Annotated in this window: 11 protein-coding genes; 6 read left to right on the top strand and 5 right to left on the bottom strand. The window is 56.4% G+C overall.

All coding sequences use genetic code 11. The features are described 5' to 3' along the window. Positions 1 to 61: 61 nt before the first annotated feature. Together ACR3EG_RS17060 and ACR3EG_RS17055 are read right to left on the bottom strand one after the other, a co-directional pair. Positions 62 to 826 (bottom strand): hypothetical protein, encoded by a 765-nt coding sequence (locus tag ACR3EG_RS17060; RefSeq protein WP_480498518.1) that lies wholly within the window; start codon positions 824 to 826, stop codon positions 62 to 64. Then, entirely contained in the window at positions 823 to 1,683 is an 861-nt protein-coding gene (locus ACR3EG_RS17055) for a hypothetical protein (protein WP_480498517.1), read from the bottom strand. Before ACR3EG_RS17055 ends, ACR3EG_RS17060 begins: the two co-directional genes overlap by 4 nt. 310 nt (positions 1,684 to 1,993) lie before the next feature. Between ACR3EG_RS17055 and rplK the strand changes: the two genes are divergently transcribed. After that, the gene (rplK, locus tag ACR3EG_RS17050) at positions 1,994 to 2,443 is read left to right on the top strand and encodes a 50S ribosomal protein L11 (RefSeq protein ID WP_010440985.1); all 450 of its coding nucleotides are present in this window, start codon (positions 1,994 to 1,996) and stop codon (positions 2,441 to 2,443) included. Between the two features lies 1 nt (position 2,444). After that, positions 2,445 to 3,143, top strand: coding sequence for a 50S ribosomal protein L1 (gene rplA / locus ACR3EG_RS17045; protein ID WP_170355304.1), 699 nt, complete (start codon positions 2,445 to 2,447; stop codon positions 3,141 to 3,143). Positions 3,144 to 3,206: 63 nt separating this feature from the next. On the opposite strand, the gene ACR3EG_RS17040 is transcribed toward rplA, so the two are convergent. The 3 genes from ACR3EG_RS17040 to ACR3EG_RS17030 form a co-directional block, all read right to left on the bottom strand. Then, positions 3,207 to 4,178 carry a phosphotransferase gene (locus tag ACR3EG_RS17040; RefSeq protein WP_480545970.1) on the bottom strand — a complete coding sequence of 324 codons (972 nt, stop codon included), beginning with the start codon at positions 4,176 to 4,178 and terminating at the stop codon, positions 3,207 to 3,209. A 153-nt stretch (positions 4,179 to 4,331) separates the two neighbouring features. Beyond that, the gene (locus ACR3EG_RS17035; protein ID WP_480498513.1) at positions 4,332 to 5,357 is read right to left on the bottom strand and encodes a Hint domain-containing protein; all 1,026 of its coding nucleotides are present in this window, start codon (positions 5,355 to 5,357) and stop codon (positions 4,332 to 4,334) included. A gap of 164 nt (positions 5,358 to 5,521) precedes the next feature. Next, positions 5,522 to 6,493 (bottom strand): phosphotransferase family protein, encoded by a 972-nt coding sequence (locus ACR3EG_RS17030; RefSeq protein ID WP_480498511.1) that lies wholly within the window; start codon positions 6,491 to 6,493, stop codon positions 5,522 to 5,524. A gap of 401 nt (positions 6,494 to 6,894) precedes the next feature. Here ACR3EG_RS17030 and rplJ point away from each other — a divergent pair, with 401 nt between their 5' ends. From rplJ to ACR3EG_RS17010, 4 genes are all read left to right on the top strand, one after another. Further along, entirely contained in the window at positions 6,895 to 7,413 is a 519-nt protein-coding gene (gene rplJ, locus ACR3EG_RS17025; RefSeq protein WP_170355300.1) for a 50S ribosomal protein L10, read from the top strand. 79 nt (positions 7,414 to 7,492) lie between these two features. Next, positions 7,493 to 7,867, top strand: coding sequence for a 50S ribosomal protein L7/L12 (rplL, locus tag ACR3EG_RS17020; RefSeq protein ID WP_037314964.1), 375 nt, complete (start codon positions 7,493 to 7,495; stop codon positions 7,865 to 7,867). A gap of 249 nt (positions 7,868 to 8,116) precedes the next feature. Next, on the top strand, positions 8,117 to 12,253 hold the full coding sequence (gene rpoB / locus ACR3EG_RS17015) for a DNA-directed RNA polymerase subunit beta (RefSeq protein ID WP_480498508.1): 4,137 nt from the start codon (positions 8,117 to 8,119) through the stop codon (positions 12,251 to 12,253). Further along, positions 12,250 to 12,453, top strand: a complete 204-nt coding sequence (locus tag ACR3EG_RS17010) for a hypothetical protein (protein WP_209196713.1) — start codon at positions 12,250 to 12,252, stop codon at positions 12,451 to 12,453. The genes rpoB and ACR3EG_RS17010 overlap by 4 nt, the downstream gene beginning before the upstream one ends.

The raw sequence follows: 12,453 nt of genomic DNA, 5'->3' as shown, positions 1-12,453 counted from the left end.
CAGTTCTAGAAGCCGGAGGCAAGGGGCAGGCTACTTTGGTGGCAGGGAAAGAACTGTGTCGCTATGGCGGTCCGGGGATCAGTTTATCTTGTTGAAGGGCTGTCAGAATGTCGAGGATTGTCGACGGGCTGACATCCACCGATCCGTCAAGAAAGACACCCAGCCCGCCTTCTCCGATTTCTTTCGGGCCGCCATTGTCGTAAACCGGATCGAGTGAAGCGAGTTCTGCTGGCAATTCCGGACACAATGGGGTTTCGTTCAAAACAAGGTCTACAGCGGTCAGCATCAATTCCTTAACAGAGTCCAGAGTGTCGTCCTTCAGAAGTTGCTCGCGCTGTTCTTCAGGGGCCGTAAGTGTAAGATCAATGAGTTTGAAATAAGCACAATTGTCGCGCAGCTCGACGGTCGCCGTGGTGGACATATTCGCCAGAATGGCTTTTTTTTGTTCGCCCCGCTGAAAGTCGCGCTCGCTGGTTCGACTGCATTCGAAGATTGTGATGGTTACATTTCCATTCAAGTCAATCGCGTCGTCTTGGGCTTTGAGGCTTAAGTCATCCAGCCGAGCCTGCAGGCCGCAATTGTCGATGATCGCGTTGTCAGCCAACCGTTCGGGTAGTGTTTTTTGTATCTCTCGGAGATCGAGAAGGGCGTTTACCCCGATCCGTGTAGGGGCAGGGGCAGTGATTTTCAGGTCCAGCGTGTAGGGGAGCTTTGTTTCGCGCACCGGCAAGGTAGCGTCGATCAGAAAGTCCACCTGCTGAGCGCTAGGAGCGCGAACGCCGGGAACGGCTGCCGCCAAGACCAAGATCATGAACCAATGTCTCATTCAGCAAACTCCAAAACACCAAGCGCTTTTAGGCCCGCAAGGACTTTGACGATTGTCTCGGCGCTGACATCAGCCGATCCGACAACTGCGGCTCCCATCCCGCCCGGAGCAATTTCGCGTGTGCCGCCGGATTCGTAGATCGGGTCGAGAACTGCGAATTCTTCGGGCAGTGGCGGGCAGACCGGGTTTGCGGCCAAAAACTCTCCACCCTTTTCTAGCACGGCTTCGTTGATGCGGTTGGTCAAACCAAAGAGATTGCTGACGGCGCCGATAAAGCCACGCGGGTTGAGGTCAACATTTTCGATACTGAATGTCAGGCACTGGCCTTTAACTTCCGCCTTGGCGACAGCCACGGCATCGACTGTAGCCCCAAAATAACGAATGCCAGCTTCTTCACGCCGGTTGCACCTGGTAAATTGAGCGCGGGCCGAACCCTCGACCTTTACAGTATCGCCTATGGCAGTGACATCGCGGACCTCAAGATAGATCTGACGTTTGCAGCTTTCTTCCAGAGGGCCAGTCAGAATCTGTGGCGCCTTTTCCTGCAATCCGCGCAGGTCCATGAACGCCCTTATTTGCAAGCGTGTGGGGCTGGCTTCTTCAAGGCCACTGTAAACCGTGAAGGGAACGGGAATGTCGCGTAGGGGAACTTCCTTGGTCAGTTTTATCTGAAACCGACCGGCATAGTTGGCAGGATCAATCCCCGTCGTGGCGGTTGACGCGGGACTGTTGGGCCCGTTGGATTGGCCGGTTGTCTCGGACGCGGCGTCCTGATCCTGAGCCTTGCTGCCGCATCCCGGCAGCATCGCTAGGAAAACGCAGATCAAAAGCCCCTTGTTCAGCCGAGATGATGCCATCCCCGATCACCTCTTTTGCAATCAAGCAGTTCCAAGATACCCGCCTTGTTCTCTGTTGCAACTTATGTATTCAAGTAAATAATTCTGTTTGGCTTTTCTAAATGACACTGGGGCCGGACCAAGACAAAAAGGGTCAATTGGGAATAAGGTGACATCTACTTGCCAACCCTATCGTTCCCCTGTAAATGCCGCCTCTATCGTCTTCGGGCGAGATTCTCTCGTGGGAGGTTGCTGGGATCGCGATCCCGGATCGGACCACGCAACATAAACCGGGTGGGACGCGTTCCACCTACGTTGAAAGGAAAACCAAATGGCCAAGAAGCTTGCTGGTACAATGAAGCTGCAGGTTCCTGCAGGTCAGGCGAACCCGTCGCCGCCAGTTGGTCCGGCGCTGGGTCAGCGCGGCATCAACATCATGGAATTCTGCAAGGCGTTCAATGCCAAGACTGCAGACATGGAGCCCGGCGCCCCATGCCCGACCGTGATCACCTATTATCAGGACAAGTCCTTTACCATGGACATCAAGACGCCGCCCGCGTCTTATTACCTGAAAAAAGCAGCTGGTCTGAAGCCGGTTGGTAAGCGTAACCGCCCCCGTGGCGCGGAAAACCCAGGTCGTGAGACCGTGGCCACCGTGACCAGCAAGCAGGTTCGCGAAATCGCCGAAGCCAAAATGAAAGATCTGAACGCCAACGACGTCGAAGGCGCAATGCAGATCATCCTGGGCTCGGCCCGCTCTATGGGCATCGAGGTGAAGTAAGATGGCAAAACTTGGTAAACGCACCCGCGCTGCGCGCGAAGCTGTCGCCGGCAAGGAAAACCTGTCGATCGAAGACGCAGTTGCCCTGGTCAAAGCCAACGCAACCTCTAAATTCGACGAGACCATCGAAATCGCGATGAACCTGGGCGTTGACACCCGTCACGCTGACCAGATGGTTCGCGGCGTTGTTGGCCTGCCCAACGGCACCGGTAAAGCGATGCGCGTTGCGGTATTCGCTCGTGGCCCCAAGGCTGACGAAGCGAAAGAAGCTGGCGCCGATATCGTTGGCGCAGAGGACCTGATGGAAACCATTCAGGGCGGCACCATCGAATTCGATCGCTGCATTGCCACCCCGGACATGATGCCCATCGTTGGCCGTCTGGGTAAGGTTCTGGGCCCCCGCAACCTGATGCCGAACCCCAAGGTTGGCACTGTGACCATGGACGTCAAAGCAGCCGTGGAAGCAGCCAAGGGCGGTGAAGTTCAGTTCAAAGCGGAAAAAGGCGGCGTTGTGCACGCTGGCGTTGGCAAAGCGTCGTTCGACGAAGCCAAGCTGGCCGAAAACGTGCGCGCATTCGTTTCGGCTGTGGCCAAAGCCAAGCCGTCGGGCGCAAAAGGCACCTACATGAAGAAAATCGCGCTGAGCTCGACTATGGGCCCAGGCGTGACTCTGGATGTGGCGGCTGCGGCGGGCGAATAAGCCTTTACGCACGACTACATAGATTTGATCCCGGGTGGTGAGAACTGCCCGGGTTTTTTTGTGTCAATTGGTAAAGTGATCCGGCTGAAAAGCTCTTTTCGCAAAGGGTCGTAGCCGCCGCAGAGTTCTTTGTTTAGCCGCAGTGCGCAGCGCCTTTTTCTGTGGCACGCGGGCCAAAGTCGACAAGACGCGTGGATAAAGAAGAAAAGCCAGGCTGGGATCATTTGGACCGACCAGTTTATACCCTTCGAAAAAAGCTGAGGTGACATCGTCGGGAACGACTCGGCCGGGCCCCACCTCGTTTGCGGAACGGGTCAGGGTGGTGAAATCTAGCAAGACCTTGGAAATGTCATGTCCGACCGGCGCCATTTGATCGCTGGAAAAGTCAAGCCCGAGTGTCCGCTGGTCGTCTCGTATCAGATTGGATAGGTGAAAGTCGCCGTGCTGAATTGCCGAAATCGTTTGCTGGCCTTCGAACTGTGGCGCCAGCTCGATGATCCGTCGGATACCGGCGAGAAACAGTTGCCGTGCGGGTACGGTTGCAGTGCCTGCGGTGATCTGTTTTTCCAGCTCTTGATAGTAACAGACCGTGTATTTGGGCTGAAAGATGCGCCGCTCTTCGATCTGCGTGCGGTGATAAGCATCCAGCCAGACCCCGGCTTGTTTTAAAAGGTCCAATTGTTGGACAGGCCGACCCTCAGCCTTACGGACGAGTTCAGCGAAGGTGTGACCCCTTATGTATTCAAAGAGGCTTGTTTGAGCGTCCTGTGACACGTGGATAGGTTTGGGCGCGGTCAGGGTGGCGTCTTTCCCCAGAGCATGAAACGCTCGTTTCTGGCGCATGTGGTGGGCGACAAACCCCTGTTGCGACTCGGGTTTAAGCTGGAACTTGTAGGCGTAAGACAAACCCGACCTGTGTTTTGCGCGAAGAACAATCCGAGAGTTTTCCGGATCGTCTCGGCGGGACAGTTTGGTCAGCGTCCAGCCATGGCGTGACAACCCCGCCTGGGCGGCGAAACCTGGCCAAAGTTTCAAGGCTGTTTTGTCGAGGGTCGAGTCCTGAAAGTTCCACCACATGCCAAGGTTTTTCTCTTCGCATTAATCGTCCGCATTTGTATCTGCAGACAATGCAGCGTTCGGGTGCGTTGCGCAAATGCCGGGATTGGCGGCATCCCGCATCCTGTCACGTCACATATACGCGCTTAGAACTGCTGCTTCACGGGCGTTGATCGTCGCGGCTGCGGTGTGACGGAAGGCGTCCCTTGCGTGGTCAAGCGAGGGGAACAGGGCCACAATCTCGGCTCGCTGCGCCGAGGACAAGGCATGTTTCGCGCTTTCGCCAAAGAAATAGCTTTCTGTCAACGCTCCGTTCGACCGAACGATGTGATGCTGGTCGAACATGAAATGCGTGTAGGTGATCCTGTCCATCTCGCGGATTTCAACACCCGGCAGGCTGCAAAGATGCTTGGCCGCAACGAAAACCTCAGAAGACCCGAACAGCATACTTATCGCGGGCGAAGCGACCAGAACCCGATGTTGCTGTGACAGAATAAGTTTTTTGGTGTTTCCGATGGCCCCCTGTTCAATCACAACAGGTGCAAAGGCGCCGCGCCCGGGGACTGTGGTCGTGTCGATCCACATGATTGGCTGAAAACCGGCATCGCGGGTCCAGATGTTCTGACCACGGCTGAGTTGCGCGATATCGACATCCCCTTCGGATGTTGCGATCAGAGTGCCTGGGCCAAAACAGGGGATGTAGTCGTCATAAGCCGAACTGCCTGCGTTGGATCCTGAAACCTTGATATAGGATGTTCCGGGGTCCAGTGGTGCAGACGTTGCAAATCCCCAAACGTCCGAGGTGACGCCGTTTTGCGAAAAAACGTAGACCTCGATTTCGGGTCCGACCGGGTTGCCATCACCGTCCAGGGCGCGCAGGACGATAATGGATTCTGACTCGACCGGCGTACCGTCGGCGACAATCCCACCGCCATCTGTAATGATATGTCCGCCCGCCTGGTCGTCGTTGAAAATATCCGGGCTGCCGCTGGTGTCATCCAGCGTGACGGTCGTCCCGCCGCCGCCAGAAAAGGAAAAGATGGTCCCGTCCGGCGTATCCGAGTTGTTGATAATCGAGTTGCCTACGATGCCGCCAGAAGAACTGGAGGTCACAATCAGGCTGGAGCTGTCCTGAGCGAAAAAACTGCGAAGTACCATGTGCTCGACTTAACCTTACAGAAACTTGTTAACCAGGCGGAGGCTTTGGGTTGGAAACCGGCAAAACCTATATCCAGTACGCAATTTAATTTGCTTGGGTCTGATTTTGCCAGCCATTTCTTCAGCTGCGATCACACAATGTTGTTAGCAGCGCGCAAATTGCGTTAATCAACACTGTCGTGAAATGCGATGCGCAGTCGGTTGCCCAGCCTGTGCCGTTTGTCTTCCTCGTACGGGCTGCAGCGATGGTTCAATTGCCACAGTGCCAACCAGTCCAAAATCAACCGTCCTCGGATGCAGGCGTCCAGAATGTTCATATGGATGGGGTGTGCGTAACGCCGGAAAAACATCTCTTTGTTTGTTTTCAAAATGCCACTGCGATCCACTTCCTGAGGGGGAGCGTCGCGAAACACATCGGACTTCAGGAAGTCCACGATGTCATAGGGGGCCAGTTTCACCCTGACCTCGGTGAAATCCAAACCGATCATATGCCCTCGGCCTACGATCAGGTTCTGTGCATGGAAATCACCATGTGAAAACACCTGCGTTTCCAGAGTGCCCCTGAGGTTCCATGCTTCGTTTGTCAGCACATCCAGCATTGCCGCGCTTTCGCGTTGAATCTCTTGTGGGACATGCACCGCTGCGGCCTGAATGTTGTCGAGCATCCATTTCGGTCGAAATCCGTATTTCTGTAGCGGGCGATACGCGTGCAAATGGTGCAGCCATTCTCCGGCGCGTCGATAAATCTGGGCGACCTGATCCGCATCAGGGCTTTTGTGAATAATATCCGCTGCGGTTGGACGGTCGATATACTCTGTCACGAAGAACGTCTGCGAGGGTGAGATGAAGACAGGGCGAACAACTCGCACAGTCTGCGTGTCTTCGAAATAAGCCGACAGGGTCGTCAGAAGGTCATATTCCTTCTGCAACCGACCCGTTTCCGGAGAGGTTGTATCAATCTTTAGGGCGTACTCCCCTGAACCGGTTCTCAGGCGCAATAGGTACCGGGTGTCGGCAAAATCATGCGATCGGTAGACGCATTCAAACCCGGATAAGCTTAGGTTCCTGCCATGTGCTAAGAATTCTTCGACGCAACCTGTCGCAAATCGGTGTTCCTGCGGGGAGAGTTTCGGCATTTGCAGAGTGTTATCCGGGGTTTGGGTACGCGAGACAGGACCTTAGCGCGCATGACATGTCAATGCTGCGCAATACAGTTTGGACAGGGTGCCTCGCTGGGCAGGGATTGCAGCGATTTGATGTGATTTACCTCTTGGAAACCCCGCCTATCTGCCCTAAAGAGACTTGCGGAGTAAAGCGTGCGATTCGTCGTGCGCTTTATTTCGTTTCGTCCAAGACGGTGGGTGACCTTGCGAAAGGTCTTAATTCCCTGCCTGAGACGGGTAAGACCAAAGAATTCTGAGGGTCGCATTCCTCGGGCGCATTTTGGCCAATCCCGTAACAACGGACCTGAACGCAGGGGTTTCGGCCTCTGCAAATATGAGCCGGGATGTCCAACATCCCAAACTTGGAGAGAACTGTGGATAGAGCCCAGAAAGAGAAAGTGGTCGAGGAACTCGGCCAAATCTTCGAAAGCTCTGGCGTCGTAGTGGTTGCCCATTACGCCGGTCTGACAGTTGCCGAGATGCAGGACCTTCGCGCACGTGCTCGTGACGCGGGTGGTGCCGTGCGTGTTGCCAAGAACAGGCTCGCCAAAATCGCCCTCGACGGAAAGCCATGTGAAAGCATTGGTGACCTGCTGACGGGTATGACCGTTCTGACCTATTCCGAGGACCCCGTGGCAGCAGCCAAGGTGGCCGAGGACTTCGCCAAAGAGAACCAAAAGTTCGAAATTCTTGGCGGTGCAATGGGCGAGAACGCTCTGGACCGGGCTGGTGTTACAGCCGTGTCGAAAATGCCGTCGCGTGAAGAGCTTATTGCTACGATCGCGGGTATGCTTGGCGCGCCTGCTTCGAACATCGCCGGTGCAATTGGCGCACCTGCAAGCAACATCGCAAGCATCCTTTCCACCATCGAAGAGAAGGCGGAAGCTGCGTAAGCGGTTGGCACTGAATGATCTGCGTAGGGTGAACACCCTGACGTTGGAACACACACTGTAAACGGAAAGAGCTGATAAAATGGCTGATCTGAAAGCACTCGCAGAAAGCATCGTGGGTCTGACCCTGCTGGAAGCACAAGAACTGAAAACCATCCTCAAAGACGAATACGGCATCGAGCCCGCAGCAGGCGGCGCAGTTGTCATGGCAGCTGGTGGCGACGCCGGCGGCGCAGCTGAGGAAGAAAAAACCGAATTCGACGTCGTTCTGAAGAACGCCGGCGCTTCGAAAATCAACGTGATCAAAGAAGTTCGCGGCATCACCGGTCTGGGCCTGAAAGAAGCCAAAGAACTGGTCGAAGCTGGCGGCAAGATCAAAGAAGGCGTGTCGAAAGACGAAGCCGAAGAAGTCAAAGGCAAGCTGGAAGCAGCTGGCGCCGAAGTCGAGCTGGCCTAAGCCAACCGACGGGTGCATCGCTGATGCGCCGCAAAATTTGGCTGGGCCCGGAGAAATCCGGGTCCAGCCGAACCTGTCTTAGAAAGGGCCTCAAGATGTGGGGCGTTTTCTAAGACACGGTTTTCGGATCGGGAGGCCGCCTTCGGGACGGTGGCCACGAATTGATCCGGACGTGTCGTCTCGAATGTGCAGGATGCTGGGGCCCGACGGTGTCTTTGCCCGCTGAGAACTTGAAAGGTGACATCTGACATGGCTCAAACGTTCCTTGGCCAGAAACGTCTTCGTAAATACTACGGCAAAATCCGCGAAGTGTTGGAAATGCCGAACCTCATTGAGGTACAGAAATCTTCTTATGATCTTTTCCTGCGCTCCGGCGATGCAGAACAGCCCACTGACGGCGAAGGCATCAAAGGCGTGTTCCAGTCGGTTTTCCCGATCAAGGATTTCAACGAAACCTCCGTGCTGGAGTTTGTGAAATACGATCTGGAAAAACCCAAATACGACGTCGAAGAGTGCATGCAGCGCGACATGACCTACAGCGCGCCGCTGAAGGTCACTCTGCGTCTGATCGTGTTTGATGTCGATGAGGATACCGGCGCGAAGTCGGTCAAAGACATCAAAGAACAGGACGTGTTCATGGGCGATATGCCCCTGATGACACCGAACGGCACGTTCATCGTGAACGGCACCGAGCGTGTGATCGTCAGCCAGATGCACCGCTCGCCCGGTGTGTTCTTTGACCACGACAAGGGCAAGACCCACTCGTCCGGTAAACTGCTGTTCGCCTGCCGCATCATCCCGTATCGCGGCAGCTGGCTGGACTTTGAGTTCGACGCCAAGGACATCGTGTTCGCCCGTATCGACCGTCGCCGTAAACTGCCTGTGACAACCCTGCTTTATGCGCTGGGTCTGGATCAGGAAGCGATCATGGACGCGTATTACAACACCGTGTCCTACAAGCTAGACAAGAAGAAAGGCTGGGTCACGCCATTCTTCCCCGAGCGTGTGCGCGGCACCCGTCCGACATACGATCTGATCGACGCGAAATCGGGCGAAGTGATTGCCGAAGCCGGCAAGAAAGTTACCCCGCGCGCGGTCAAGAAACTGATCGAAGAGGGCGTGGTCACCGACCTGCTGGTGCCCTTCGACAATATCGTCGGTAAATATGTCGCCAAGGACATCATCAACGAAGAAAACGGCGCGATTTATGTCGAAGCCGGTGATGAGCTGACCCTTGAATACGACAAGGACGGCGATCTGATCGGTGGCACCGTCAAGGAACTGATCGACGCGGGTATCACCGACATCCCGGTTCTGGACATCGACAACGTCAATGTCGGCCCCTACATGCGCAACACTATGGCGGCAGATAAGAACATGGGCCGCGACACCGCGCTGATGGACATCTACCGCGTCATGCGCCCGGGTGAGCCGCCCACCGTTGAGGCGGCATCGGCCCTGTTCGACACGCTGTTCTTCGACAGCGAGCGTTATGACCTGTCCGCCGTTGGCCGCGTGAAGATGAACATGCGTCTGGCTCTGGACGCGCCGGACACCCTGCGCACGCTGCGCCGCGAAGACATCGTGGCCTGCATCAAGGCGCTGGTTGAACTGCGTGACGGCAAGGGCGACATCGACGATATCGACCACTTGGGCAACCGTCGTGTGCGCTCGGTCGGTGAGCTAATGGAAAACCAGTACCGCGTTGGCCTGCTGCGCATGGAGCGCGCGATCAAAGAGCGTATGTCGTCGGTCGAGATCGACACTGTCATGCCTCAGGATCTGATCAACGCGAAACCGGCTGCGGCTGCTGTTCGCGAATTCTTCGGCTCGTCGCAGCTGTCGCAGTTCATGGACCAGACCAACCCGCTGTCTGAGGTTACCCACAAACGCCGCCTCTCGGCGCTTGGCCCGGGTGGTCTGACGCGTGAACGTGCGGGCTTTGAGGTGCGCGACGTACACCCGACCCACTATGGCCGGATGTGCCCGATTGAAACGCCGGAAGGTCCGAACATCGGTCTGATCAACTCGCTGGCCACTTTTGCCCGCGTGAACAAGTATGGCTTCATCGAAACACCGTATCGCGTCGTCAAAGACGCCGAGGTGACCGATGAGGTTCACTACATGTCCGCGACCGAGGAAATGCGTCACACCGTGGCGCAGGCGAACGCGACGCTGGACGCTGATGGCAAGTTTATCAACGATCTGGTGTCGACCCGTCAGGCCGGTGACTACACTCTTGCCCCGCGCGAGAATGTTGACCTGATCGACGTAAGCCCGAAACAGCTGGTTTCGGTCGCTGCATCGCTGATCCCGTTCCTTGAAAACGACGACGCCAACCGCGCTCTGATGGGCTCGAACATGCAACGTCAGGCGGTTCCGCTGCTGCGGGCCGAGGCACCGCTGGTCGGCACCGGCATCGAGGAAAAGGTTGCGATCGACTCGGGTGCTGCGATTCAGGCGAAACGCGCCGGTATCATCGACCAAGTCGATGCCCAGCGTATCGTTATCCGCGCCACCGAAGATCTGGAACTGGGCGATGCTGGCGTTGACATCTATCGTCTGCGCAAATTCCAGCGTTCGAACCAGAACACCTGCATCAACCAGCGTCCGCTGATCAAGGTGGGTGACACCGTCCAGAAGGGCGAGGTCATTGCCGATGGTCCGTCGACCGATATGGGTGAACTGGCCCTTGGTAAGAACGTGGTCGTCGCGTTCATGCCGTGGAACGGTTACAACTACGAAGACTCGATCCTGATCTCGGAACGTATTGCGCGTGACGACGTCTTTACCTCGGTCCATATCGAGGAATTTGAAGTCGCCGCCCGTGACACGAAGCTGGGCCCGGAAGAGATCACTCGCGACATCCCGAACGTCGGTGAAGAAGCGCTGCGCAACCTCGACGAGGCGGGCATCGTTTACATCGGTGCTGATGTTGAGCCGGGCGATATTCTGGTCGGCAAGATCACTCCGAAGGGCGAAAGCCCGATGACCCCGGAAGAAAAGCTGCTGCGCGCCATCTTTGGTGAAAAAGCATCTGACGTGCGCGACACCTCGCTGCGCGTGAAGCCGGGCGATTACGGTACAGTCGTTGAGGTCCGCGTCTTTAACCGTCACGGCGTTGAAAAAGACGAGCGTGCGCTGCAGATCGAGCGTGAGGAAGTCGAACGTCTGGCCCGTGACCGGGACGACGAGCTGGCGATCCTGGACCGCAACATCTATGCGCGTCTGCAGGGTCTGATCCTGGGCAAAACCGCTGTCAAAGGCCCGAAAGGCGTCAAGGCAGGGTCGGTGATCACCGAGGATCTGCTGGAAACCCTGACCCGTGGTCAGTGGTGGCAGCTGGCGCTGGAAGGTGAACAGGACGCACAGATCGTTGAGGCTCTGAACGAGCAGTACGAAGTGCAAAAGCGTGCTCTGGACGCCCGTTTCGAAGACAAGGTCGAGAAGGTCCGTCGTGGCGACGACCTGCCGCCGGGTGTGATGAAGATGGTCAAAGTCTTTATCGCTGTGAAGCGTAAGCTGCAGCCGGGCGACAAGATGGCCGGTCGTCACGGGAACAAGGGTGTGATCTCCAAGGTTGTTCCGATGGAAGACATGCCGTTCCTGGCCGATGGTACGCCGGTTGACTTCTGTCTGAACCCGTTGGGTGTGCCTTCGCGTATGAACGTTGGTCAGATCCTTGAAACCCACATGGGTTGGGCCGCACGCGGGCTGGGTCTGAACATCGACGACGCTCTGGGTGAATATCGCCGCTCCGGCGATCTGACCCCGGTTCGCGAAGCGATGAAGCTGGCTTATGGCGAGAATGTCTACGAAGAAGGCATCACCAGTCTGGACGAGGATGGCCTGATCGAGGCTGCGGGCAACGTAACCCGCGGTGTTCCGATCGCAACCCCGGTCTTCGACGGTGCCAAAGAGGCTGACGTCAACGACGCGCTGGTGCGTGCGGGCTTCTCGGAAAGCGGTCAGTCGGTTCTGTTCGACGGTCGCACCGGTGAGCAATTTGCACGTCCGGTGACCGTGGGCATCAAGTACCTGCTGAAACTGCACCACCTGGTGGACGACAAAATCCACGCGCGTTCGACCGGGCCGTACAGCCTGGTGACCCAGCAGCCGCTGGGTGGTAAGGCGCAGTTCGGTGGTCAGCGCTTTGGTGAGATGGAGGTCTGGGCCTTGGAAGCTTACGGCGCCGCCTACACCCTGCAGGAGATGCTCACCGTGAAATCGGATGACGTCGCCGGCCGGACCAAGGTCTATGAGTCGATCGTCAAGGGCGAGGATAACTTTGAAGCGGGCGTACCGGAATCGTTCAACGTTCTGGTGAAAGAAGTCCGTGGCCTCGGCCTGAATATGGAACTCCTGGATGCGGAGGTCGATGAGTGAATCTGACCGGACCGGTCGCTTTCGGCGTGGTTGGTTTCGGATTTCTTGTTCTGGATTTGGTTTCGGTCTTTTGGCCAAACGAAAGAAAAACAAGATGGTACGAAAAAAACCACACCGTGAGGCTGGTCTGGATCGCTCTCTTCTTCGCACTCGCTTTAGATTTACTTGTCTTCGGACAAACACCCTCATGGGGAGAATAA

This window comes from Ruegeria sp. AM7 (assembly GCF_056535965.1).
The sequence above is the reverse complement of the archived record's forward strand: the minus strand, read 5'-3'. Positions and strand labels throughout refer to the sequence as shown.